This window comes from Cohnella endophytica (assembly GCF_003628305.1).
Taxonomy (GTDB): Bacteria; Bacillota; Bacilli; order Paenibacillales; family Paenibacillaceae; genus Cohnella; species Cohnella endophytica.
The window spans coordinates 273,386-297,303 of the sequence record NZ_RBZM01000001.1 but is presented as its reverse complement, the minus strand read 5'-3'; the positions used below and the strand labels follow the sequence as shown (position 1 = coordinate 297,303).

The following is a 23,918-nucleotide window of genomic DNA, read 5'->3' as shown; positions in this document are numbered from 1 at the left end:
TTTCTAGTCATTGCGTGCACTTAAATCATTCATGTATGTATCTCTCTTCTGGATGTAATTTAATGTCATTAAACATCGTAAAACCCTTTTTTTCAGCATTAAACTTGTAGGATTATGTCCGTTCTGCGCATATTAAATCGCTTGTAAACGAAAGTGCGCAAAATACGTGTTTGGCGCACTTATTATAGCACATATGTTCCCCATAAGCTAAAAAAAAGCCGCGATGCGTTGATCGACCACATGCGGCATTAGGGCGTGGTTCGATCAGGCAAGCGGCTTGCTTCATTTATTCCACCACAGGTATCAAGTATCCGTAGTTTTCTTTGTCCATCTGCGCGATCGGGATGAATCGAATAGATGCGCTATTGATGCAATAGCGTTTCCCTCCGCGATCTTCGGGACCGTCGTCGAACACATGGCCGAGATGAATGTCGCCTGCCCGGCTACGCACCTCTGTTCGAACCAGCCCGAAGCTAGTATCATCACGATAGGTAACGACGTCCGGGGTGATCGGCTTCGTGAAGCTCGGCCACCCGCAACCGGAATCATACTTATCCCTGCTGGAGAATAAAGGTTCTCCGGTCGCGATATCCACATAAATGCCCGGTTCATTATTATCCCAGTAATCGTTGGTGAACGCGTGTTCCGTATCATTGTTGACGGCAACCGCATACTGGGCTTTCGTTAGCCTTTGCTTTAATTCTTCATCGGTCGGTCTCGGATATTGCGAGGGATCGATCACGATTTCCTGTTCATTCAGAATGCTTAGATCGATGTGGCAATACCCATTCGGATTTTTCTCCAAATAATGTTGATGATACTCCTCTGCCAGATAATAGTTCCGCAGAGGTAATACCTCGGTGACGATCGGTTTGGTGTACTTATCTTGCTCCTGTGACACAACTTGTTGAATGACTTCTGCTTCCTCGGCATGGGTATAGTATATTCCCGTTCGATACTGAATACCTTGGTCATTCCCTTGCTTATTCTCGCTAGTGGGGTCGATTACCCGGAAGTAATCGGCAAGCAGCTTCTGCAGGGTGACTTGCTTCGGGTCGTATTTCACATGAACGGTTTCGGCGAAACCGCGATCACCCCGGATCACATCTTTATAAGTCGGGTTCTCGCCCTCACCGTTGGCATAACCTGAAGTTACGTCATAAACACCTTTGATGCGAGACATATATGCTTCCACGCCCCAGAAGCAGCCGCCAGCCAAGTACAAGTCGCGCAATTCGGATTCGGGTATCTGAGCTGTCTTGTCGGACCGAGTCGTCGTAGTCCCCACTGCATCCTGCCTAGCATGCTCGGCACTGATGCGCCCGCAAGCGGACAGCATCAGGACTATGGCGGCCAGAAATAAGCCTAACGTAACGTTTCTAATAACCATCCCGTCCTTCCTCACCTTATTTCCTTGAATGTCTTCGTGATCATGTCGTTGAAGGCATGACCGGGGGATGATTTGACCAAAATGCCGTCAGAGCCGATATAATAGGAACTCGGATACCCTCGTAATCCGAATTTCTTCGCCCACACCCCGTCCTCGTCCAACAACACGGTAATATTGTGATAGGGCTGCTTGGTGAACCATTCGCTAAAATCCTTAGCGGATTTCTCTCCTTTATATTTCGGCGTGACGATCGTAACCACTTGGAATCCATTTTCTTGACCGGCCAACGTATTCAAGTCCTCTAACCCCGCCAGACAGATCGAGCACCAAGATGCCCAATATTTCAAGTAAACCTTCTTTCCCTTGAAGTCCGCAAGCCGGATTTGTTTGCCGTTCAGATCGCTTAAGGAGAATGAGGGTGCGGCCTCTCCCTTATTCATCATCCCGACGCTTGTCATGGATGCTTCTCCATTTGCGGAACTTTGTATCGTTTCCTTGGTTCCGCATGCGGATAGAAAAACAATCAGAACTCCGGCTGTCAGCAAATATTTCGTCAGTTGCTTTGAGATCTTCACCCTTCATACCCCCAGCCATTTACTGAAACCACACGACAATCGTGTTGAGTCGATCTGTCATAAGCACAATTCCCATCAGGATGAGAATGCAGCCGGATATAACCTTGATAATACCCATGAATTTATACAACCGTCTGATCCGCGAGAGAATAAAATCTGAAAATACAGACATCAACAAAAAGGGAATCGCCAATCCCAGCGTATAGATAAGCATCAAGAAGCCACCGTAAGCTGGAGAGCCTTCACCGGCTGCGATACTGAGAATGGCCGCCAGCACCGGACCGATGCAAGGCGTCCAACCAAAGCTGAAGGTCAGCCCGAGCAGAAAAGCGCCGATATATCCCCCCTTGTCGATGCGATCTGCGGAAACCTTCCTTTCTCGTTCTAACAAAGAAAGCTTGATCCATCCCGTCTGATATAGGCCGAACAGTACGACGATGGCTCCACTGACAGCGATGAATCGAGAGCTTGTAATCATGGTACCGATCGTCCCGGAGCCAAAACCGAGGAAAATGAACACCGTAGATAATCCAAGGACAAACAACAGTGTCCTTAATAGGAGAACAGGCCGGAGTCGAAGGGAAACGGAATTGATCGTCCCTGAGTTCACGCCGTTCGCGCCGGATCCCGATAAGTAGGCAATATACACGGGAAGCAGCGGCAAAATACATGGGGCAAAAAACGATAACAGCCCTGCGGCAAATACGCCGAAGAGGAATAAATGATCGCCTGCTATTTCAATCACCGCCTGGTATTTATAGCTTTGTATTGCGGTAGATCGGCAGCGTAAACCAGAAGCAGCTTCCTGCTCCTAAGGAGCTTCGCACGCCGATTTCGCCTCCGTGGAGCTGAACGATGGATTTAGCTATGGCAAGCCCCAGCCCGGCTCCTCCGCTGCTTTTACTTCGAGATTTATCCACCCGGTAAAACCGTTCAAAAATGCGGGAAGCGTCCGCTGCTTCAATTCCTTCGCCTTCATCGGCGACGGAAATCCTCAAGAAGGAATCGTACTGATCCTCGGCGGTTAACACGATCTTCCCTCCGATAGGGGAATATTGAATGGCATTTTGCAGCAGATTGGATAGGACCCTCTTGATTTGAGCGGGCATCATTATGGCGGCAGGCAGTCTATCCGGCATCTTAATCTCAACCTTAAGTTGCTTTTCCGCCAGATGCAGCGAGAAGCTTTCCAAGGTGCTGATCAGGAGCTCATCCATATGATAAGGCTGCGGGTCGAATATTTCCCCCTGTGCTTCCATGCTAGAGAGCTCGAACAAGTCATGAATGAGTCCGCCCAACCGTCTAGTTTCCAACCGAATCGTGTGTAGATAACGCTGGAAGGTTTCCTTATCCTTGATGATGTCGTCTTCCAACGCTTCTACGAATGATTGAATGGATGCCAAGGGCGTCCGCAAATCATGAGAAACATTCGCGATCAATTCCCGCCGCGCCGATTCGGAGCTGTACAGATTGTCGAAGCTTTCCTTCAATTTATGGCTCATCTCGTTGAACTGTTGTGCTAAGATCTTAAATTCCAGCGGGCCAATTGATGGGACTTCCGTATGGAAATCTCCTTCGGCAATTTTCTTGGTCTGTTGAGTGATCCGAGCAATCGATTTCTCCAAAGGACGTGTTAGTAAATGCTGCAGGACGAAAGAGAGCAGGCCTATACCGGCCGTTACACTGGATAGCCAGTAAAGCTGTTCGATTGAAAGCAGCATTTTGGAATAGCTGACAAATAAACAGATTAATAAAACGCCGATACCTGTAAGGTTGGCCAGCAATAAGTTCGTTCTTAACTTCATGGGTTGGCTTCACCCGCAAACTTATAGCCAATGCCCCAGACCGTCTTGATATATTTAGGTTCCGAGGGATTCGGCTCGATTTTTTCTCTCAATCTGCGAATATGCACGGTCACTGTGGTCGTATCTCCCTCATAGCTGAAATCCCACAGCTTGCTCAGAATCTGACTTCGGGAGAATACTTGATCCGGATGGCTCGCTAGCAAATGCAGCATTTCGAATTCCGTAACCGTTAAGTCAATCGCCTGCCCACGTACTTCAACTCTACGTTTGCCAACGTGAATGGTAATATCCTCGTATTTGATCGTGAGTTCGGAAGCAGCGCTAGGGGCAGGTTGAATGTGCCGTACCCTGCGCAAAATGGCCCTTACGCGAAGAACGAGCTCCCTTGGACTGAAGGGCTTCGTCAGATAATCATCCGCGCCCAATGTCAGCCCCATCAACCGATCCTGTTCTTCTCCGCGCGCGGTCAGCATGATGATCGGTATATCTTCTGCTTGACGGATCTCCTTGCACACTTGCCAACCGTCTTTATGGGGCATCATGAGGTCGAGCACGATCAAGTCCGGCTTTTCGTTGGACCATAGTTCCAGCGCTTCCAAGCCGTCACTTGCGGTCATAACGAGATATCCTTCTCGTTCCAGATATCTGCGGCATACATCCGTAATATTCGTATCGTCATCAGCGACCAGTACGCGCTCGTTCAATCCGCCCCACTCCTAACATCCGATAAGATCAAGTAACTTGATCATACCATAATAAGATCGCTCGGCTCGGCGGTATCTTCATTCCATCATCGAAGCCGGCTTCAAATATTTCGTTACCAATGCCGCGGTAACGTAGGTATTATTGCGATAAAGCACAGGAGCTGAATCCAGTTTAACCTGATTGCCATCCACCGTGATCTTTTTTGACCCGATCCATAATTTAATGGTTTTTCCACCTTGCTTCATACTATTGTCCATCATCTTGTTGTCCGTCATCTTGTTGTCCGTCATCTTGTTATCCGTCATCTTGTTGTCCATCATCTTGTCATCCGTCATCTTGTCATCCGTCATCTTGTTGTCCGTCATCTTGTTGTCCGTCATCTTGTTGTCCATCATCTTGTTGTCCATCATCTTGTCATCCATCATTTTGCCCGAGTAAATCAATGTTACAGACTTTTCCTTGGCATCCCATTTCACGCTGTAGCCATACATATCTGCGGCTTGTCTCAGGTGAACAAGTTCCATGCCATCTTTCTTGATCGTCTTGGGCGTGGCCGCGCTCGCCAATCCGGCGAAGGTTAACGATAGTACAAGTGCTGCCAGCAGAATGAACATCTTGCCTTTTGTTCCTCTAATCATCGTTATCACACTCCATATTATTTATCTTGCAAATGCAGAGTAAGCTAAACTGCTTACGATTCTCTAAGCAAATTATTACGATTGTATTAAGATTAGAGTTCAAGTTCTTATCTTGAGCGAACAACAAGAACTCACATCCACAAACTAAAAAAATCCGCGCTCCACGCGGACCTGAATGCATGTATGTTGTTTTTGTCCTCCACATGCTCCTTTTTAGTGTATGATTTCAAGACTCTAGCGGTTTTCTATTATCGCCGAGCAATTTACGTGACATATTGTCGGTTACAGACCAAACTTTCCCTTTATCCGCCGATTCTTCCGTATATATTTTTCCGCCGAATTCAACTAAATCATTATATTCAAATACCTTTTCCTCCTTTTCATTCCTAAATTGAATTTCATATCTGTTTCCTCCGCGCTCCGGATCATTAAAGTTGGTCTTGGTTAATTTATTTAGTTCGGAAACAATCCCATTGATTGCGTTGGGATCGGAAATGGTTAAAATATAAGTCTTTTCTCGATCTACCGATAGAGAATAAACTTCAATATTACTTACTTCCATTTTTAACGGGAGTTCCTCGGAAGCACATCCTGATAACAGGAATATCGTAAGAAAACTCAGAAGCGAATACTTTTTCATACAAACCCCTCGCCGCCACAATATGTTAAATTATAGCAATCATATCACAATTTCAGAGTGATGATCGAAGGGTAAAATACGCCCCTCACTTAGGGATGAGTAAATAATTCCCCTGACGAAGCGCATGATACATATCGCGGTAATTGTTTGCATCATCTTGTGCTTTTATTAATTCAAAACTCAAATCGTTGAGTTTGCCATTTAATCGGTGGATCTCATCAAGCAATTTTTGGTTCTCAGCTATTCTCATTTGATATGCAGCCATTATGTTAAAGTCTTCGTTCTCGTTTATGTAATGAATTTTTTTCACAGCATTATTCATAATTTCCCTACCTCTCTAGCATTCCAGCTCACATTATATATTTATAATATTCGATGTGATTTCGTATTTTGAGGGGGTACTTCGTCGGGAAAATTTCGGACGATTGATTTAAACGAAAAGAAGGAGCCCATGACAGGCTCCTTCTCTCGACGGTGGTTGATTGTTGAGTCTTAGACATCACACTTCGCTATAATGGATCACTTGGGTACTCTTGTGTTCAGAGATACTCTGCGGCACAACCCCTCGCTTCCTAGGCTAAGTGATTAGACAAGTTCCTCCAGCAGCCCTTGCACCAATTGGTCCAATGGAACCACACCTCTCTTACACCGTCCAAACTATTGTGCGTAATCCGCTCCGAAATTATTCATGATGATCCGTGAAGCGTCGTCAAAATTGGAGCAGTAGAACCAAAATTGCTTACTTGGCTTGGATGTAACCTTCCGCTTTCAGCAATTCGGCGATGAGGACGGCACCGCCCGCCGCTCCGCGCAACGTATTATGCGAAAGTCCGACGAATTTGAAATCGTAAATCGTATCTTCGCGTAATCGTCCGGCCGACACGCCCATGCCACGCTCGATATCGCGATCCAGCCTGGTCTGAGGTCTGTTTTCTTCCTCGAAATAGGTGATGAATTGCTTTGGCGCGCTAGGCAAGCCAAGCTCTTGCGGACGGCCTTTGAATTGGCGCCAGCGATCGAGAATTTCATCTTTCGAAGGTTTGTTCTCGAACGAAGCGAAGACGGTTGCCAGATGTCCATCCAGGACCGGAACGCGAATGCATTGCGTCGTAATGAGCGGCGCGCTGGTTTTCACGATTTGATCGTTCACGATGCTGCCCCAGATTCGTAACGGCTCCTGTTCGCTCTTCTCTTCTTCCCCGCCGATGTATGGAATGACGTTATCGAGCATTTCGGGCCAATCGGAGAAATTTTTGCCGGCTCCGGAAATCGCCTGATACGTCGAAGCGACTACTTTGGTCGGTTTGTAATCGAGCAAGGCGTTAAGCATCGGCACGTAGCTTTGGATAGAACAGTTAGGTTTAACCGCGATGAAACCGGTCGAGGTTCCAAGACGTTTTCTTTGGGCGGCGATAACATCGATATGCCCCGGATTTACTTCAGGAATGACCATCGGGACATCGGGCGTCCAACGATGAGCCGAGTTGTTCGAGATCACGGGCGTACCGGTCTTGGCGTAGGCTTCTTCCAACGCTTGAATCTCGTTCTTCTTCATATCGACCGCGCAGAAAATAAAATCGACGGAAGCGGCGACTTCTTCAACCTTCGACGCGTCTTGAACGACGATCTTTTTTACGTTTTCCGGGATCGGGCTAGTCAATTTCCATCTGCCTTGCACCGATTCCTCGTAGGTTTTCCCTGCCGATCCGGCGCTGGCCGCGATAGCCGTCACCTCAAACCAAGGATGTCCATCGAGTAACTCGACAAAGCGCTGCCCGACCATTCCCGTTCCACCAACGATTCCTGCCTTCAATTTTTCCGTCATCCGTATTCAAATCCTTTCGAATTGTAATGGTTTAATGTAGTGTATTCCTCTATTACATGCAAGCTTCGGTAACAAAAAAATCCCACCCCCAAGACGATTGTCTTAGGGACGAGATTGTTGGCTCGCGGTACCACCCCAGTTTGCGAACAGGTCTCCCTTTTCGCCTCTTCGAGTACGGCATAACCTAGCCATGCTTATACTCTAGCTCTGTAACAGGAGCTCCTGTCGCGCCACCCCCTCGTATAGAGGTTCCGACGCGCTGCTCGGAGTCTTTGTTCAATAAAGAATTCTTTGCTCCTTTTCAGCCGTCGGAGCTCTCTGTGAAAGAATGACCTTTATTTACTCGTCTCTTCGTCGCATTTCATCATTGCGATAATATTATCAAATCGCGACAGCGCGGTAAAGCATTTTATTTAAATAATTAGCGAATCTTGAGTGTAACTTCGATTGTCGTCGTTGTCGCGCTATTTTTCGCTATACTATGAAGAAGTAAATGAATTTGTTATTTCAATCGGAGGTAACCATGTTGATTTGCGTATTGGGCGCTACCGGCCGCATCGGACAGGAATGGCTTAAGCTTGCGTTAGCCGACGATCATCGGATGCGTGCCCTTGTTCGGGATCCTAACAAAATTAATGCCGTTAACGATAGATTTACATGGCTCAAGGGAGACGCGACCGACCTTCGGCATCTCGTTCAAGCTTCCGAAGGCGCGGAAGCCGTAATAAGCGCCCTGAGCACGGACGGGGGAAACGTTTTGTCGGTAACTGCGCCGTTACTCGTGAAGGCGATGAAAGTTAATGGCATTAAAAGATTGATTTCGATCGGAACGGCCGGCATTCTCGACAGCCGCGCGGAGCCTGGTCGACTTCGTTATGAATCGTCCGAATCTCGCCGCAAGATGACGAGATCGGCAATGGAACATCATCGGTTTTACGAGGAGATCGCGCAATCCGGCTTGGACTGGACGATCGTATGTCCGACATACTTGCCGGATGGTCCCTATACGGGCAATTACCGGATCGAACGCGATCGCTTACCTGTCGGCGGGGAGAGCATCTCCGTTGCGGATACGGCGGAATTCGCCTTTCATCAGTTACGCAACAAGGAATTCATAAGCGCTCGCGTCGGGATCAGCTACTAGGTTCTGCCTCGCACATCCGTACGTATTAACAAAGCACGCCGCCCATGAGGGCAGCGTGCTTATACTTATTTAAGTAAGGAATTTATTCCATCCACTGAAAGTGGAAGCTTCCCTTCCGATCCAACCGCTCGAACGTATGCGCTCCGAAATAATCTCTCTGCGCTTGCAGCAAGTTCGCAGGCAGACGTTCCGTGCGATAGCTGTCGTAGTATGCCAATGCGGAAGCGAACGCGGGAACGGGAATTCCCCGGGTTACGGCGATCGCGATGACTTTTCTCCAAGCTTCCTGATAATTGCCGACGACTTCGCTGAAGTAATCGTCCATCAGCAGGTTCGTAAGAGCCGGATCGCGGTCGTAAGCATCCTTGATATTTTGCAGGAATCTTGCGCGAATGATACAGCCTCCGCGGAAGATCATCGCGATACCGCCGTAATTGAGATCCCAGCCGTACGCGTCGGACGCAGCTCTCATCTGAGCGAAGCCTTGGGCGTAAGAAGCGATCTTGCTGGCATACAAGGCTTTGCGAACGGCCTCAACGAATTCGCGGGCATCTCCGTCATAGCCGGATGCCTCAGGACCGGACAGCTTCTTGCTTGCGGCCACGCGCTCCTCTTTCATCGCGGAAATAAACCGAGCGAATACCGATTCGGTAATAATGGACAAAGGAACTCCCAAATCGAGCGCGCTTTGACTCGTCCATTTCCCTGTTCCTTTTTGCCCGGCCGAATCCAGAATGACATCCACCATCGGTTTGCCCGTCTCCGGATCGGTCTTCGCGAAAATATCCGCCGTAATCTCGATCAGATAGCTGTCCAGCTCGCCGTTGTTCCATTCGGTGAAAATCTCATGCAAGTCGTCGGTGTTTAAGCGCAAAACATCCTTTAACAAGTGATAGGCTTCGCCGATAAGCTGCATATCGCCGTATTCGATACCGTTGTGCACCATTTTGACGTAATGGCCGGCGCCGTCTTCTCCGATATAGGTTGAGCACGGATCTCCGTTTACCTTGGCCGAGATCGCGGTCAAGATAGGCTCCACCAATTCATACGCGCTCTTCTGTCCGCCTGGCATGATCGCGGGACCGTTAAGAGCTCCCTCTTCTCCGCCCGACACGCCCGCTCCGATAAAGCGGAAGCCTTGAGCTTGCAAGTCTTTGTTTCTTCTTTGCGTGTCGGGGAAATACGCGTTGCCGCCGTCGATCAGAATATCCCCTTGATCTAGGTACGGTACGAGCTGATTAATCGTATCGTCCGTCGGTTGTCCCGCTTTGACCATAATCAATATTTTACGCGGAGTTTCGAGCGATTGGACGAATTGTTCGACGCTGTAAGCGCCAACGAAGTTTTTTCCTTTCGCTTCCTCCAACAGTTCATTCGTTTTTTCCGGCGAACGATTGTATACGGCAACCGAGAATCCTTTGCTCTCGATGTTCAATGCAAGGTTCTTCCCCATGACGGCCAAGCCGACCACGCCGATTTGTTGTTTGCTCATAGTAGGTTCCACCCTATCCTCTCCGGCTTATCTCTTTATTGTACCGCTTTTTTCCAATCTGCCGCGAATTTCTCCATGCCTTGATCCGTCAGGGGATGCTTGGAGATTTGCTCGATGACCGAGAAAGGAATCGTGGCGATATGCGCGCCTGCCATCGCTACGCGAGTCACGTGATCCGGATGACGGACCGAAGCTGCGATGATCTGCGCTTCGAGGTTATGCGTACGGAAAAGCTCGGCGATTTTGGAAACCAACAAAACTCCGTCTTCGGAAATGTCGTCCAAGCGGCCGAGGAACGGAGACACATAGGTAGCGCCTGCGCGTGCGGCCAACAGCGCTTGGTTAACCGTGAAAATCAACGTTACGTTTGTTTTTACGCCTTTTTTAGACAAATAACGGCAAGCTTCCAAACCGGCCAGCGTCATCGGTAGCTTGATCGTAATGTTTTTATCGAAATTGTTAATCTTGATTAGTTCGTTCGCTTGCGCGATCATTTCTTCAGCCGTCAACGCATCGGGAGTAACTTCGGCGGAAACCGATTCGACTTCGGGCACTTCGCGCAAAATCTCCGCGATTCTGTCTTCGAATTTGACGCCTTCTTTGGCAACCAAGGAAGGATTCGTCGTGACGCCGGACAAGACGCCGATTTGATAAGCTTTTTTGATGTCTACCAGGTTCGCGGTATCGATGAAAAATTTCATGTGAATAACCTCCGTTTGATGGGTTGAATTTGAGTTACTTCAATAGTTGTTTGGTCAGACTAACGACATGATCGACGGTAAATCCGAAGTGGGCCATAACTTCTCCGCCCGGTCCGGAAGCGCCGAACGTATCGATCGATAATACTTTCCCATTCGGTCCAGTATAGCGTTCCCAGCCTAACGATATGCCGGCTTCGATGGCTACGCGCTTCGTCGCAGAATCGGGCAGCACGCTCGACTTATAGTCCTGAGGCTGGCGATCGAACAATTCTCTGCTCGGCATGGCCACGACGCGAACGGAAACATTATCCTGTTCGAGCTCTGCTTTGGCGTTGACGGCCAAGGAAACCTCGGAACCTGTAGCGATCAGAATGACGTCCGGCCGATCGTTCGTTTCGGTCAGGACATAAGCTCCTTTGGCAACTTCTTGCTTGTTTGCTTTGGTCGCTTCGTAGATCGGCAGATTCTGTCTGCTTAATACAAGGGCTACCGGTCCTTCCTTTTGCTCCAGCGCATAGGCCCAAGCGCTTGCCGTTTCATTGGCGTCGCTCGGCCGGATGACCGTTAGACCCGGGATCGTGCGCAGCGCGGCCAATTGCTCCACGGGCTCATGCGTAGGTCCGTCTTCCCCGACCGCAATGGAATCATGGGTAAAGACATAAATAACAGGAAGCTTCTGTAGCGCGGCCAGTCGAATGGACGGGCGCAAGTAATCGCTGAATACGAAAAACGTGCTGACGAACGATTTGACTCCTCCATGCAAAGCCATGCCGTTGCCGGCAGCGCCCATCGCATGCTCGCGTACGCCGAAGTAGACGTTGCGGCCGGAGTAGGATTCGATCGCGAAGGTTTGCTCGCCTTTAATATCCGTCATCGTCGAGTGCGATAAATCCGCGCTGCCCCCGAAGATGGAAGGCACGATTTTCACGAAATGATTGATCGCTTCGCCGCTAGCTACACGTGTGGATATGGTTTTGGAAGCGTCGAAGGTCAGGATGTCGGCGGCGTCGATCGATACGGAACCGTCGATGACTTGAGCGAGTTCTTTACCTTGCGAAGGATATTGAGCCGTATAGGAAGCGATCAGTTGATTCCATTCCGCTTCTTTGGCCGCCCCATTTTGCTTAAGTTGCTCGAAATGAGCCTTGACCTCGGCCGGAACGGTAAACTCTTCTTCGTACTGCCATCCATACACTTGTTTGGTTGCTTTGGCTTCGTCTTTGCCGAGCGGATTTCCGTGGACTTTGTTCGTTCCCGCGGCCTTGCTACCGTAACCGATAATCGTGCGTACCTCGATGATCGTTGGTTGCGTATCGTTGCTCTTGGCCGCCGCGATCGCTGCGCCGATGCTCGTTATGTCGTTGCCGTCTTCCACCCGCAAATATTGCCAGTTCGCCGATTCCGCGCGCTTCTGAATATTCTCGCCGAAGCTTAGGTTAAGCGCTCCGTCCAGCGAGATGTCGTTGGAATCGTACAACACGATTAATTTACCCAATTTCATATGTCCGGCCATGGACATCGCTTCGTAAGAAATACCTTCCATTAAGCAGCCGTCGCCGACGAGCGCATAGGTATGATGATCGACGACCGGGAACCCGGCTTGATTGTATTTCGAGGCAAGATGAGCTTCGGCCATCGCCATACCGACCGCCATCGCAATTCCTTGTCCCAGCGGACCCGTCGTCGCGTCCACGCCGTCCGTGTGACCGTATTCGGGATGACCCGGCGTTAAGCTGTTCAGCTTGCGGAATTGTTTCAAATCGTCGATCGACACCCGATATCCGGACAAATGCAGAAGGCTGTACAACAAAGCGGAACCATGACCCGCGGACAGAACGAAACGATCGCGGTTAAACCACTTGGCGTTACCCGGATTGTGATTTAATTGCGCGGACCATAAGGCGTATGCCATAGGCGCGGCTCCCATAGGCAAGCCCGGATGACCGGAGTTGGCGGCGTTGATGGCATCGATCGATAACGTTCGGATCGTATCGATCGATAATTGTTCAATAGTTTGAGTTGTAGGCATATTGATCTCCTTCTTTGATTGCGTTATTTGGGTCTGGCTTAGCATCGAACCACCAATGATAACCGTCTTTCGCGAGCAGCGCGTCGGATTCGACTGGACCGTAAGTGCCCGCCGCGTAGGGATAAAGAGGAACGAGGTTCTCTTCGAACGCGTCCAGGATCGGTTGAACCCACTGCCACGACAACTCTACCTCGTCCCAATGCGCGAAGAACGTAGGATCTCCGTTCAACGCATCGCCGATCAAATTCTCGTAAGCCTCCGGAGAGTTTTGCGGGCTTGCCTGCAGGTCGATATGAACGGGCTTGAACGATCCTTTATGTTCGGGATCCTTCGCGTTGAGCTGCAGCGTAATGCCTTCGTTGGGTCCGATCTCGATGACGAGAAGATTAGGCTCCGTGCCGTCTTCGCTTTTCGTCGATGCTTGCTTAAGCGGCTCTTTGAATTCGACGACGATTCTCGTCGATTTGTCCTTCATCCGTTTACCCGTGCGAATGTAGAATGGAACGCCGCGCCAATTGTTATTGTCGATCTGCAGCTTGGCGGCAATGAACGTGTCGTTCATGGAGTCCGGCGCGATGCCCGGTTCGGACTTATAGCCGACTACCGGATTGCCTTGCATGCTGCCTTCTGCGTACTGTCCGCGGATCACGTTGGCGATAACATCCTCTTTTTGCACCAGCTCGAGGGCTTCCATCACCTTTTTCTTCTTGAAGCGCACCTCTTCGGAGGTACTGTCGTTAGGAAGATGAATCGCCGCCATCATCAGCAATTGCAGCATATGGTTCTGGAACATGTCCCGTATGGCTCCGACATGATCGTAATAACCCGCTCTCTCTTCGACGCCGACCGATTCGTTGGCCGTAATCTGCACGTTGGCGATATACCGGTTCGTCCATAAAGCTTGAATGACCGGATTCGCCTGCTGCAACGATTCCATTCTCTGTACCATCGGCTTGCCAAGATAATGGTCGATCCGGAACACTTCGTGTTCCTCGAACGATTTGCTCAAATTCCGATTGAGATCACGTGCCGAACTCAGATCATGGCCGAACGGTTTCTCGATGACGAGACGCTTCCAACCGTTCGCGGAACCGAGTCCGCTTTCCTTGATATTAGCTGCGATCGGCTCGAAATATTCGGGTCCTACGGATAGATAGAACAAACGGTTCGGCTGCATTTGAAGTTCGTTTTCACGACTTTCGACCAATTGAAGCAGCTTTAGGTAATCCTCTTGTCGGCCGATATCCAGCACGCTATACCGGAATGCACGCAAGAACTCTTTCACCAGACCGGCATCATTCGCTTCGCGTCTGGAAAATTGATGAAGAGACTTCTCGACGTTGGCTTGGAACGATTCATCGGTCCATTCTCTTCTTCCAAGGCCGACTAGCGAGAATTCTTTCGGCAGTTTGCCGTCGATGAACAAATTATATAAGGCGGGGTATATTTTTCTTTTGGCTAAATCCCCAGTCGCCCCGAACAAGACAATTGTAGTCGGCTCCATCTTCCTTCTCCTTCCGGCTGAGCTCGCGAGAGCTCTGGTTTCTTTTTCTTATTTTCACTATAATACGATTGAAGGCCATACAAGTAATTAATATATTTAACAGGAGCTATAGACCATGTCTATGACCAACAATTATGAATTGTACAAGGTGTTTTATTGGGCGGCAAAAACGGGCAGCCTGACTCAGGCCGCTAAAGCCTTGTACCTCACCCAGCCGAGCGTCAGCCACGCGATCAAACAGCTGGAGGACAGCTTCGGCCTCATTTTGTTTTATCGAAATTCCAAAGGAGTCGAGCTGACGCAAGAAGGCTCCATCCTGTATTCCTATATCGAGCAGTCGCAGATTTTAATCTCGACGGCCGAGGAAAAAATGGCCGCGCTTAAGAATTTGGACAACGGCGAGCTGCGGATCGGCGGAAGCGACTCGTTGTTCAAGCATTACGTGCTTCCTTATTTGGAAGAGTTCCATGAGAAGCATCCCGGAATCAAGCTGCACCTCAACCACGGAACGACGCCGGAAGTCATTACGTTCTTAAAAGAAGGCAGAATCGATCTGGGCGTCGTTCGCATGCCGATCGTCGATTCCCAGCTAGAAGTGCGGGAGAGCTTCAAGCTGCAGGATTGCTTCGTGGCGGGGGCTCGGTTTGCCGAGATAAAGAACAAAGTGTTGTCGCTGGAGTCGCTGTTGCAATATCCCGTCATTCTTTTCTCGCGGAATAGCCGGGCGCGCATGGCGATAACGGAAATCTTCCAAAACTACGGCTATACGATCAAGCCGGAAATCGAAGTAGGCAGCGTGGATCTTCTTATCGAGTTTGCGCGCAGAGGGCTTGGCATTTCTTACGTGACGAGGGAATTCGTCTCGAAGGAACTCGAAGAAGGTTCCCTCTTCGAGATTCGATTGGACGTTCCGCTGCCTCCCTCGCACGTCGGCATCATGACGATGCGAAACATGCCGCTTACGAGCGCCGCTAGCCGATTTATTGAATTGGTTCGATAGTTGTCCGCTACCTTCCGTGCGCAACCCAAAGAGCGTATCGCTAATCGCGACACGCTCTTAATTAATTACGTGCGGATTTATTTAATTACATTAATTATCCTTCGTTCCTTCATTCAAGTCCCGCAGAAAGTTCTGTAAGGACCCGCTGCATCCGATGAGAGCGCGCAGTATTCAACCTGATCCGGAGCATGCGCGAAGGGAGTCGCAAGAACAGCGAGCAATCGCTCCATCACGCTATAGTCATCTCGTTCGACGGCGGCTTCGAGCGCTTCTTCAACCCGATGATTCCGAGGGATGACCGCGGGATTGCTTGAGCGCATCAACTCCTGCGAGGCGGTTAACGGCTCCTTCTGTCTGCCTACTCTCGCCTGCCAAAGCTGATGCCAAGAAGCGAATTCCGGTGAACCGAACAACGCGGATTCCTCCGGCTTATTTAAGGTTAACGCACGGAAAGTATTCGTGTAATCCGCGCGGTTCTTCTTCATCATATCGAGGAGAGTTTCGATCAGGGCTTCATCCTCCGATTCTTCGTTAAATAGGCCCAGTTTGGCCCTCATTCCCGCAAGCCATTCCCGTTGAAACAACGCCTCATAATCGGCCAATGCACCCTCGGCGAGCTTGATGGCCTGCTCTTCATCGTCATGCAACAACGGCAACAGAGTCTCGGCGAACCTGGTAAGATTCCACCCGCCAATATAGGGCTGGTTCCCATAGGCATAACGACCTTGCGTGTCGATGGAGCTGAACACGGTTGCCGGGTCGTAGGCATCCATGAACGCGCATGGACCGTAATCGATCGTTTCTCCGCTAATGGCCATGTTGTCCGTGTTCATGACACCGTGTATAAAACCGACGAGCTGCCATTGAGCGATTAAGGCGGCTTGTCGTTTGATGACTTCCTTAAGTAACTGAAGATAGCGGTTCTCCTCGCCCGCCGCATCAATCTCGGGATAATGTCTCTGCAAAACATAATCCGCCAACGTCCGGAGCTCTTCGTCCGTGCCCCATTGCGCGATATATTGAAAAGTGCCTACACGCACATGACTCGCGGCCACCCTAGTCAGTACCGCACCAGGCAGCTCGGTTTCGCGAAAAATGGATTCGCCGGTCGACACGACCGCCAAGCTTCGGGTAGTCGCAATGCCGAGCGCATGCATCGCTTCGCTGATAATGTATTCGCGCAGCATCGGCCCCATCGCGGCTCGGCCGTCTCCTCTGCGGGAGTATGGCGTTGGACCGGAACCTTTAAGCTGAATATCGAAGCGCTCGCCTTGGGGAGTAAGTTGTTCGCCAAGCAATATTGCCCGGCCATCCCCTAATCGATTGAAATGACCGAATTGATGCCCTGCGTATGCTTGCGCTAACGGCATGGCTCCTCCGGGAATCAGGTTGCCGGCAAGCACCGCTACTCCATCCTTGCTTTGTAACGATTCGACTCTCAGCCCAAGAGTTGCTGCCAATGACTCATTAAGTAGAACTAACTTAGGCGAGCGTACGGGGGTCGGATTAAGAGCGGTATAAAAAGAAGGCGACAGTCGCGCATAACTGTTGTCGAAATTCCATCCTGCTTCTGGCGTTGTATGATTGTCCGTCATAAGTTCCCCTCTCCGTCCAATTATTCCTAATATTGCGATCCCCTCCATCTTGACACGGGACCCGAGCAACGTCAACTTTACCGATTGTGGCCGAGATCGGCAGTCATTTGCCCGAGTTGGTGCTCATGAAGACTCGCTCTTTTCTTATTATCGCCTCCTGCGTCATGACTAATCGCGAGCATCTTTTCTTTTCCGCACAAGCCAGATTACGAGCATTACGCATACAATTGCCGCGATCGCATAGCTGACGGGATGAAGATAACGTTCCACGGTACTTGTATTCGTGCCGATCTTAAAGCCTGCGTAGGTCAAAGCGATATTCCAAGGAATACAGCCAAGCGTGGTGAAGATGACGAATTTACGGAAATTCATTCCCGCGATTCCTGCGGGAAGCGAAATGAAAGTTCGGATAAACGGTAGATTTCTTGTGAAAAACACGGTGCTTTCTCCAAAGCGATCAAACCAACGTTGAGATTGTTCTAAATGCGAAGCCCTGAAGAGAACGTATTTGCCGTAACGTTCTAGTAGTACTTTGCCTCCGCGCAGTCCAATGTAATAAGCGATTATGGAGCCGATCACGTTGCCGACTACTCCCGCCGCAACAACCTCGGCAAAAGACATCGTCCCATTCGCCACGGCGCCTCCTCCGCATAGCATGATGACCTCGCTTGGGATAGGAATACAGGCGCTTTCCAGGACCATACCGATAAATATACCCCAAATTCCAAGCGTTTCTATGAGATGAACCGCGGTATTCGAAACCCAGTCAATGATATGTTGCATGCCGAATTCACTACTTCCTCTTGATATCCTTGATTAAACAGTTATGCGTTGAGCAACAAGTAGGCGAGAAAAACAATCGCGAGGGCAAAACGGTAATATGCGAAGGGGGCTAGCTTAAAACGCTCAAGCAGCTTCAAAAACGTTATGACCGCAAGCAACGCGACGACAAAAGCGACGATAAATCCGATTGCAAAAAAACCGATATCCGAAGACGTTAAGGTAGAATAGCTTTTCAGCAGCTCGTAGCCGCTAGCGGCAACCATCATCGGAATGGCGATCAGAAACGAGAAATTCGTCGTTGCTCGATAATTTACGCCCGACAGTAATCCGCCGGCTATTGTTGCTCCCGAACGGGAAAAGCCCGGCCATAACGCTAGGCATTGATACAAACCGATTAAGAAAGCCTGTTTATAAGACAATTGATCTACGCTCTCGGCTTGAACCTTCGCTTGCTTCTTTTGTCCGTATAGCATGAATGCTCCTCCCAGCACTAAGCCTACCAGTACCGTATAAGGAGAAAATAGATAGGATTTGATAAACGAATGCAAGATTAAACCTAAAGCCATAGCAGGCAAACACGCCAAAATGACATGGATCAGATTTAATTTGTGCGCCGAATCCGATTGTTCCAAAGAACCTGGCTTCATGCGAATTAATCCAAGCAGGTTCAAAATACGCCTCCAATAAATCACCGCGACGGCCAAAATAGCACCCAATTGAATTACGATTTCAAACGTGTCGGCCTTGTCGCCGCTAAAATCAAGTAACTTACCCGTCAGAATAAGATGCCCGGTGGAGGATACCGGCAGAAACTCGGTCAAACCTTCGACAATACCTTGGATAATTGCAATAACGCTATTTTGCATGAATGCTTGCACGCTCCCTCTGTCTATCGAATTCGTAAATACGTTTCCTATTTACCATAAGTAATAGTTATAAACTATCGGTGAACCCGTTATTAAATTATTATTAAAAAAAAAGCGCATCCCCCGATTACCGGAAGAGACGCTTTGCTATTTCAAATGAAGCAATTGTTAAGGTTTAATAAACTCGGAAGGGCTCCGAAAGCGATATCCCGCTCCCCATACGGTTTCGATGTATCGAGAATTGGACGAGTCCTTCTCGATCTTCTCGCGCAGCTTGCGAATATGGACGGTTACCGTTTGCGTATCCCCTATGGCGTCAATGCCCCATAATCGTTCGAACAATTGATCTTTGCTGAATACGCGATTCGGATGAATCGCGAGAAAATGCAGCAAGTCGAATTCCTTCGTCGTCAGTATAATTTCTTCGTTTTCCAAGTACACCCTGCGCGAATCGGAATCGATGCGTAATCCGTGAATATTCACCTCGTTGGTCATTGCTTTGTTACCGATCAGTCGTTCATAACGGGCTAGATGCGCTTTTACCCGGGCGACCAATTCGGCCGGCTTAAACGGCTTCATAATATAATCATCCGCTCCAAGCCCCAAGCCGCGGATCATATCGATATCTTCCCTTTTGGCAGTAACCATCAGGATAGGGATGTCCTTCTTTTCCCGGATAAGCCGACATACCTCGAATCCGCTCATCTTGGGTAACATCAAATCCAATAAGATAAGATCGTAGTTTCCCGCAAGCCCTTTCTCTAATCCGATTTCCCCGTTCTCGGCGATATCGGCGCGATAGCCATTAATCTCTAGATAATCCCTCTGAAGCTCGGCTATGCTCGCTTCGTCTTCCACGATTAATATGGTTTTCATTGGACTTTTAACCTTCTCTCCGAATCGGTAGGGTCAGTACGAGCGTGGTGCCTTCCCCTTCTTGGCTCTCGGCGCGAATGTCGCCTCCATGACCATCCATGATCTGTTTGGCAATGGCTAGTCCCAGTCCGCTTCCCCCGGTGTCCGTGTTCCGGGACTGCTCCGCGCGATAGAAGCGGTCGAACACGTACGGCAATGCTTCGGCGTCTATGCCGGGTCCGTTGTCCCGAATCTCGAGATGCAGCTGTTCCCCGTCGTCCCAAGCCTCGACCGCTATTATTTTGTCTTTCTTTTCCATATATTTGAGGCTATTTTGAATGACGTTCGTCAAAACCCGATTCAATTTATCCCGATCGACGAGCATGACTCCGTCGGTTCCCGATCGAATATCCGTCTCCAAACGCACACTCTTTTTCTCCAATTCGAATTGAAGATCTTCCGTCCAATCCCGTAAAAAAGCAAGAACGGGGACATTCTCGAACGAGAACGGAATGCTTTTCAAATCGAGCTTAGAGAAAAGGAACAATTCGTCGATCAACTGATCCATTTCCTCGGCTTTGGCCGCAATCGTCTTCATGTACTTTTGCGTTTTTTCGGGAGAGTCCGCGACCCCTTCCAAAATTCCGTCGACGTAACCTTTGATCGCCGTGATCGGCGTCTTAAGGTCGTGAGAAATGTTCGAGACCAGCTCTTTTCGATTTTCTTCATATTGCTTCTGAATGCGCAGGGAATCCTGGATCCGAGATCTCATCTCTTCGAACGCGACGCCTAATTGACCGATTTCGTCATTGCCGCCGACCTTCATCCGGAAATCCAAGTTCCCTTCTTTGATCTCTCGTGCCGCTCTGCGCAGTTCATGAAGCGGATGAATAATGTTCTTGGACATCAAATAGGTGAGCAGAGAATGCGTAAGAACAAGAATGACCACTAGTGCGATGAATAGGCTTGGAAAATATTTGCGGGCATAGAACACGAGCGGATCTACTTTGTTGAGCAAGAACAAGCTGCCAGGTCTCTGGTCGGCGGTCACGAAATCGAATTGCTTCATGGCATATAGATCGTTCCCATAGTTTCTGGTTGGCGCATCGTTGCGGTAACCTCTGTGTTTGAATGGGGATAACCCCGAGACTAAATCCGCGTTATCTTTAATTTGTTCGGAAGCATATAGCAGTCTGTCGCCGATGCGTACGGCGATAAAACCGTTCCTCGCTTGCAGTTCGTTGCTTAATTCGTCCAAATACCGGGTATCCGTCAGAAGTTCCGGATTATCCGCGATCGTATTTTTGATGAGATAGTGGACATCCGAATCTTCGATGCCTTCCAGCTGTCGTTCGTAGAGACTTTTCAGATTTTGCAAATCCCCCCGGAATACGAACACAAGAAGAAGCGCGGTCACGATCATTAACACGAGCGGCACGACAAGCATCGCCGCATAGGAGATGAGTAACTTTAATCGTATTGACATCTAACCATCGGCTCCCGTTCAGCTTTCTTCGATCAAACATAATGGATTTGACCGTAAAAAACAATAATATAAGCTGATAAGACCGAACAAAACGGCGCTGACGGCGAACGGAAGCGCTATGTTGCCGCTCGCGGCCAGCCAACTTCCGATTAAAGGTCCAACGACAATGCCCATCCCCTCTACCGTGGAAAATATTCCCCATCCGGCTCCTTGCGATTCCGGAGGAATATATCGTGCCATCAACGCGTTCCACGCGGGAAGCAGGCCGGCGTAGGAGACGCCCATGAGTATCGCTGCCCCTTCTATGGAGAAGAAAGAACGAACAAATAGCAATGCGAATAGCGCAACGGAAAACAATCCGAAACCGCAAACCAGAAACCATTTGCTGTTGTATCGGTCGAACCATTTGCCTAGCGGGACGAGTGAAGCAACGGCAAATCCCCCGCCCGTGAGGATAACCAAGGAAAACTGCGCATGGGACAGCCCTACGCGATCGACGGCGAACGTGGACAAGAAGGGGATAAGCATGCCGGCCGCCATTGTCTGAAGAACCATTCCAGGCACGAGTACCCGGGATTTCTTGAGTCTGTCCCATAGTTGTACGAGTTGCTTACGGATCGGTACGGACGTCATGGATAAAGAGCTTATCCTCCCATGTCCTCTTCCCACGAGCAGCCAACCTGCGACAAACATGCTGATGAGTAAAGTAAATGCGGCGCGATAGCCGTAATCGAGAAAAAGGTTGATGGTAAGCGGTCCTAACCCTAAACCCGCTAGCCAGAATACGTACAGCAAACCCATCTGTTCGGCGCGTTTCTCTTCTTTGACCTGGCTTAGGCTGACAAGCCATATCGGAGAAAAGCCGATGCCGAGTAAACCCGATGAGACAAGCAATACCCATGGAACATGGATGAATAGAGTCATTCCGATCCCGATAAGGGCAAGCGCGAAACCGCTATGAAGAACAAATCTCGCGGGATATCGGTCTAGCATAAAGCCTACGAAGCTTTTGACCAAATTGTCCGTTAAGTAATGAACGGATACGGCCGTTCCGATCAAAGCAAGCGATAACCCCCATCGATCCGCAGCGAACGATGGAAGCAGCGAAATCAGGAACGCTCCGCGGACCCATTCCATGAAGAAGAGCATCAAGGCATTCCGGAGAAAAGGCAACTGGATATTCTCTCGAAGACGTTTAACGAAATCCATGTACGGCCTGCCTCTCTTCCGTAGACGGAACCCATTGACGAATGCGTTGGAACTGCTCGGTGTATTGCAATACCTCGGAGACGATATACGATCCCGTATCCGCAACGTGTATGTCGTGTATGGCGCTACCCATTCCGACTCTGAAGGTTTCTTCTTCCAATTGAAGCAAATGACGAGCCAATTGTTCCGTCGTTCGCGCGACAAGCACCGAGCCTTTCTTGGACAGCGTATCCGCGTTTCCTTCTTCCTGTCCGGGGAGCGGACGGTATACGACGACGGGGAGCGACAGAGCCGACGCCTCCGTAAGCGTGATAGCGCCGGCCTTCGTAACTAGGCACGACGAGATCGACATCAGTTCCTCCATACCCTCGACGAATCCGAATACGCGTACCCGTTTATCGCCAGAGTAAGCATCGATCATCCGGTGTGCAAGCTTTTCGTTTTTTCCGCAAACAAGCAATACTTCATAGCCCGTTCGCTCCAGCACCGTTTGGAGCACTTGCCGTACGTTCGACAAAACGCCGTAAGCTCCGGCAACTAACAATAAATAGTTTTTACCGGATTCCAGACCGTACTTTTGCCTTAAGGCTGCTTTGTTTACGGGCATACGAAACGATTTCCGAACAGGTATGCCGGTTACCGAAATGCGACTGTCATTGACCCCTCGTTTCACCAATTCGCTCTTCAATTCGTTCGTAGCGACGAAATAGCGATCCGTTCCCGGATGGATCCACCTGTTATGCGACACGTAGTCGGTCAATACCGTGAACGTCGGGACGGCGAGGTCACCGTTATCGTTTAATTGGGGCACGGCTAGGAAGGGAAACGTATGAATGACGGCATCCGGCTTTATGCGTTGGACCAGTTCCACTACTTTACGTTTGCCCAACCCATGAAGCCACTTGTATATGCGCGCTTCCGGCTTCGATATATTCATCCAATGGTAGCTCATCCCATACAGCTTCGGAAAATATAAAGCGCTCTTCAAATAGGTAAACCGCGAGATTGCATTCCAAAAAGGATGGGTTTCCGCGAATAAGTCCACCAGGTGAATCTTATGATACCCTTGGGCGGCGAAAGACTGTTTCAGGGCGTTAGCTACTTGATAATGACCGTCGCCGAAGGTGGAATACACGATGAGAATGCTGGGATCCTTGTTCATGGGTTTTATTCTCCTCTCTCTTGTTTAGCGGTATACGAGAAGGTAAAGCATAATACAGACGAGAAAGCCAAAAACGGCTCCGGCGGCGACTTCGATCGGGCGATGGCCGAGTCGTTCGTTAAGCGCGTTGACGTCCTTGCCTTCTTGGAAATCCGCATCGGGATACGATTTCAAAATTCGATTAATATAGGTGGCGTGAATGCCCGCGTGACGGCGGATGCCAGCTGCGTCATACATCGTAATCAGGCTAAAGATGACGGCAATGGCGAATACGGACGAATCAAGCCCGTTCGTTATGCCGATAGCGGCAGCAAGCGAAGTGACGCCGGCCGAATGAGAGCTCGGCATGCCGCCTGTACTAAAGCCGCGCGCGGGACTCCAACTTCTGCTGACGAGCCAGTGCAAAGGAACTTTTACCGTTTGCGCCAATACGATTGACGTAAACGCCGCGATTAATGCGAAGTTCGATAAAAGTGAGGTCATGGCTTGCTCCTTAGTCGCGATTGCTGGTGTA

At 49.5% G+C, this 23,918-nt stretch carries 23 protein-coding genes and 1 other annotated feature; of the genes, 2 read left to right on the top strand and 21 right to left on the bottom strand.

Features of this window, described 5'->3' with window-relative positions; genetic code table 11:
- Nucleotides 1-286 precede the first annotated feature (286 nt).
- The 9 genes from msrB to asd form a co-directional block, all read right to left on the bottom strand.
- Nucleotides 287-1,390 carry a peptide-methionine (R)-S-oxide reductase MsrB gene (msrB, locus tag D7Z26_RS01455; protein WP_199731635.1) on the bottom strand — a complete coding sequence of 368 codons (1,104 nt, stop codon included), beginning with the start codon at nt 1,388-1,390 and terminating at the stop codon, nt 287-289.
- Between the two features lie 11 nt (nt 1,391-1,401).
- A complete protein-coding gene (locus D7Z26_RS01450) occupies nt 1,402-1,965 on the bottom strand; it encodes a TlpA family protein disulfide reductase (protein ID WP_233566547.1) in 564 nt (187 codons plus the stop codon).
- Between the two features lie 19 nt (nt 1,966-1,984).
- On the bottom strand, nt 1,985-2,710 hold the full coding sequence (locus D7Z26_RS01445) for a cytochrome c biogenesis CcdA family protein (RefSeq protein ID WP_233566546.1): 726 nt from the start codon (nt 2,708-2,710) through the stop codon (nt 1,985-1,987).
- A 10-nt stretch (nt 2,711-2,720) separates the two neighbouring features.
- Nucleotides 2,721-3,686: a HAMP domain-containing sensor histidine kinase gene (locus D7Z26_RS01440; RefSeq protein WP_407643474.1), complete on the bottom strand. Its 966-nt coding sequence runs from the start codon at nt 3,684-3,686 to the stop codon at nt 2,721-2,723.
- An 80-nt stretch (nt 3,687-3,766) separates the two neighbouring features.
- Nucleotides 3,767-4,474, bottom strand: a complete 708-nt coding sequence (locus tag D7Z26_RS01435; RefSeq protein ID WP_120974063.1) for a response regulator transcription factor — start codon at nt 4,472-4,474, stop codon at nt 3,767-3,769.
- A gap of 78 nt (nt 4,475-4,552) precedes the next feature.
- Nucleotides 4,553-5,113, bottom strand: coding sequence for a stalk domain-containing protein (locus D7Z26_RS01430; protein ID WP_120974061.1), 561 nt, complete (start codon nt 5,111-5,113; stop codon nt 4,553-4,555).
- A 226-nt stretch (nt 5,114-5,339) separates the two neighbouring features.
- On the bottom strand, nt 5,340-5,753 hold the full coding sequence (locus tag D7Z26_RS01425) for a hypothetical protein (RefSeq protein ID WP_120974059.1): 414 nt from the start codon (nt 5,751-5,753) through the stop codon (nt 5,340-5,342).
- Nucleotides 5,754-5,838: 85 nt separating this feature from the next.
- Nucleotides 5,839-6,075: a hypothetical protein gene (locus D7Z26_RS01420; RefSeq protein WP_120974057.1), complete on the bottom strand. Its 237-nt coding sequence runs from the start codon at nt 6,073-6,075 to the stop codon at nt 5,839-5,841.
- 417 nt (nt 6,076-6,492) lie between these two features.
- Nucleotides 6,493-7,578 (bottom strand): aspartate-semialdehyde dehydrogenase, encoded by a 1,086-nt coding sequence (gene asd, locus D7Z26_RS01415; RefSeq protein WP_120974055.1) that lies wholly within the window; start codon nt 7,576-7,578, stop codon nt 6,493-6,495.
- Between the two features lie 101 nt (nt 7,579-7,679).
- Nucleotides 7,680-7,942 (bottom strand) — a binding site (T-box leader).
- A 159-nt stretch (nt 7,943-8,101) separates the two neighbouring features.
- Here asd and D7Z26_RS01410 point away from each other — a divergent pair.
- Nucleotides 8,102-8,722: an NAD(P)-dependent oxidoreductase gene (locus D7Z26_RS01410; RefSeq protein WP_120974053.1), complete on the top strand. Its 621-nt coding sequence runs from the start codon at nt 8,102-8,104 to the stop codon at nt 8,720-8,722.
- An 82-nt stretch (nt 8,723-8,804) separates the two neighbouring features.
- On the opposite strand, the gene gndA is transcribed toward D7Z26_RS01410, so the two are convergent.
- The 4 genes from gndA to zwf are packed head-to-tail and all read right to left on the bottom strand — an operon-like array spanning nt 8,805 to nt 14,448.
- Nucleotides 8,805-10,214 (bottom strand): NADP-dependent phosphogluconate dehydrogenase, encoded by a 1,410-nt coding sequence (gene gndA / locus D7Z26_RS01405; RefSeq protein ID WP_120974051.1) that lies wholly within the window; start codon nt 10,212-10,214, stop codon nt 8,805-8,807.
- A gap of 35 nt (nt 10,215-10,249) precedes the next feature.
- A complete protein-coding gene (fsa, locus tag D7Z26_RS01400; RefSeq protein ID WP_120974049.1) occupies nt 10,250-10,915 on the bottom strand; it encodes a fructose-6-phosphate aldolase in 666 nt (221 codons plus the stop codon).
- 34 nt (nt 10,916-10,949) lie between these two features.
- On the bottom strand, nt 10,950-12,944 hold the full coding sequence (gene tkt, locus D7Z26_RS01395; protein WP_233566545.1) for a transketolase: 1,995 nt from the start codon (nt 12,942-12,944) through the stop codon (nt 10,950-10,952).
- On the bottom strand, nt 12,922-14,448 hold the full coding sequence (gene zwf / locus D7Z26_RS01390; protein ID WP_120974341.1) for a glucose-6-phosphate dehydrogenase: 1,527 nt from the start codon (nt 14,446-14,448) through the stop codon (nt 12,922-12,924). The genes tkt and zwf overlap by 23 nt, the downstream gene beginning before the upstream one ends.
- A 121-nt stretch (nt 14,449-14,569) precedes the next feature.
- On the opposite strand from zwf, the gene D7Z26_RS01385 reads away from it, so the two are divergent.
- Nucleotides 14,570-15,448 carry a LysR family transcriptional regulator gene (locus tag D7Z26_RS01385; protein ID WP_120974340.1) on the top strand — a complete coding sequence of 293 codons (879 nt, stop codon included), beginning with the start codon at nt 14,570-14,572 and terminating at the stop codon, nt 15,446-15,448.
- 113 nt (nt 15,449-15,561) lie between these two features.
- Here the strand turns inward: D7Z26_RS01385 and D7Z26_RS01380 are convergent, their stop codons facing one another.
- The 8 genes from D7Z26_RS01380 to D7Z26_RS01345 form a co-directional block, all read right to left on the bottom strand.
- Entirely contained in the window at nt 15,562-17,043 is a 1,482-nt protein-coding gene (locus tag D7Z26_RS01380) for a protein adenylyltransferase SelO (RefSeq protein ID WP_120974045.1), read from the bottom strand.
- A 168-nt stretch (nt 17,044-17,211) separates the two neighbouring features.
- Nucleotides 17,212-17,826: a DedA family protein gene (locus tag D7Z26_RS01375; RefSeq protein WP_120974043.1), complete on the bottom strand. Its 615-nt coding sequence runs from the start codon at nt 17,824-17,826 to the stop codon at nt 17,212-17,214.
- Between the two features lie 41 nt (nt 17,827-17,867).
- Nucleotides 17,868-18,692 carry an undecaprenyl-diphosphate phosphatase gene (gene bacA / locus D7Z26_RS01370; RefSeq protein WP_120974041.1) on the bottom strand — a complete coding sequence of 275 codons (825 nt, stop codon included), beginning with the start codon at nt 18,690-18,692 and terminating at the stop codon, nt 17,868-17,870.
- A 168-nt stretch (nt 18,693-18,860) separates the two neighbouring features.
- Entirely contained in the window at nt 18,861-19,568 is a 708-nt protein-coding gene (locus tag D7Z26_RS01365; protein ID WP_120974039.1) for a response regulator transcription factor, read from the bottom strand.
- 7 nt (nt 19,569-19,575) lie between these two features.
- Nucleotides 19,576-21,033, bottom strand: coding sequence for a sensor histidine kinase (locus tag D7Z26_RS01360; protein ID WP_120974037.1), 1,458 nt, complete (start codon nt 21,031-21,033; stop codon nt 19,576-19,578).
- A gap of 18 nt (nt 21,034-21,051) precedes the next feature.
- Entirely contained in the window at nt 21,052-22,242 is a 1,191-nt protein-coding gene (locus tag D7Z26_RS01355) for an MFS transporter (RefSeq protein WP_120974035.1), read from the bottom strand.
- The gene (locus D7Z26_RS01350) at nt 22,229-23,404 is read right to left on the bottom strand and encodes an MGDG synthase family glycosyltransferase (protein ID WP_120974033.1); all 1,176 of its coding nucleotides are present in this window, start codon (nt 23,402-23,404) and stop codon (nt 22,229-22,231) included. The genes D7Z26_RS01355 and D7Z26_RS01350 overlap by 14 nt, the downstream gene beginning before the upstream one ends.
- 24 nt (nt 23,405-23,428) lie before the next feature.
- Complete coding sequence (locus tag D7Z26_RS01345; RefSeq protein ID WP_120974031.1) at nt 23,429-23,887, bottom strand: divergent PAP2 family protein; 459 nt, start codon at nt 23,885-23,887, stop codon at nt 23,429-23,431.
- Between the last annotated feature and the right edge of the window lie 31 nt (nt 23,888-23,918).

What these genes read in the sequence shown, in the direction of transcription:
- D7Z26_RS01350 (WP_120974033.1), bottom strand. Translation starts at nt 23,404, where the DNA reads ATGAACAAGGATCCCAGCATTCTCATCGTGTATTCCACCTTCGGCGAC.
- D7Z26_RS01375 (WP_120974043.1), bottom strand. Translation starts at nt 17,826, where the DNA reads ATGCAACATATCATTGACTGGGTTTCGAATACCGCGGTTCATCTCATA.
- msrB (WP_199731635.1), bottom strand. Translation starts at nt 1,390, where the DNA reads ATGGTTATTAGAAACGTTACGTTAGGCTTATTTCTGGCCGCCATAGTC.
- asd (WP_120974055.1), bottom strand. Translation starts at nt 7,578, where the DNA reads ATGACGGAAAAATTGAAGGCAGGAATCGTTGGTGGAACGGGAATGGTC.
- D7Z26_RS01430 (WP_120974061.1), bottom strand. Translation starts at nt 5,113, where the DNA reads ATGATTAGAGGAACAAAAGGCAAGATGTTCATTCTGCTGGCAGCACTT.
- fsa (WP_120974049.1), bottom strand. Translation starts at nt 10,915, where the DNA reads ATGAAATTTTTCATCGATACCGCGAACCTGGTAGACATCAAAAAAGCT.
- D7Z26_RS01365 (WP_120974039.1), bottom strand. Translation starts at nt 19,568, where the DNA reads ATGAAAACCATATTAATCGTGGAAGACGAAGCGAGCATAGCCGAGCTT.
- D7Z26_RS01410 (WP_120974053.1), top strand. Translation starts at nt 8,102, where the DNA reads ATGTTGATTTGCGTATTGGGCGCTACCGGCCGCATCGGACAGGAATGG.
- tkt (WP_233566545.1), bottom strand. Translation starts at nt 12,944, where the DNA reads ATGCCTACAACTCAAACTATTGAACAATTATCGATCGATACGATCCGA.
- D7Z26_RS01425 (WP_120974059.1), bottom strand. Translation starts at nt 5,753, where the DNA reads ATGAAAAAGTATTCGCTTCTGAGTTTTCTTACGATATTCCTGTTATCA.
- D7Z26_RS01440 (WP_407643474.1), bottom strand. Translation starts at nt 3,686, where the DNA reads ATGCTGCTTTCAATCGAACAGCTTTACTGGCTATCCAGTGTAACGGCC.
- bacA (WP_120974041.1), bottom strand. Translation starts at nt 18,692, where the DNA reads ATGCAAAATAGCGTTATTGCAATTATCCAAGGTATTGTCGAAGGTTTG.
- D7Z26_RS01385 (WP_120974340.1), top strand. Translation starts at nt 14,570, where the DNA reads ATGACCAACAATTATGAATTGTACAAGGTGTTTTATTGGGCGGCAAAA.
- gndA (WP_120974051.1), bottom strand. Translation starts at nt 10,214, where the DNA reads ATGAGCAAACAACAAATCGGCGTGGTCGGCTTGGCCGTCATGGGGAAG.
- D7Z26_RS01420 (WP_120974057.1), bottom strand. Translation starts at nt 6,075, where the DNA reads ATGAATAATGCTGTGAAAAAAATTCATTACATAAACGAGAACGAAGAC.
- D7Z26_RS01360 (WP_120974037.1), bottom strand. Translation starts at nt 21,033, where the DNA reads ATGTCAATACGATTAAAGTTACTCATCTCCTATGCGGCGATGCTTGTC.
- D7Z26_RS01345 (WP_120974031.1), bottom strand. Translation starts at nt 23,887, where the DNA reads ATGACCTCACTTTTATCGAACTTCGCATTAATCGCGGCGTTTACGTCA.
- D7Z26_RS01380 (WP_120974045.1), bottom strand. Translation starts at nt 17,043, where the DNA reads ATGACGGACAATCATACAACGCCAGAAGCAGGATGGAATTTCGACAAC.
- zwf (WP_120974341.1), bottom strand. Translation starts at nt 14,448, where the DNA reads ATGGAGCCGACTACAATTGTCTTGTTCGGGGCGACTGGGGATTTAGCC.
- D7Z26_RS01355 (WP_120974035.1), bottom strand. Translation starts at nt 22,242, where the DNA reads ATGGATTTCGTTAAACGTCTTCGAGAGAATATCCAGTTGCCTTTTCTC.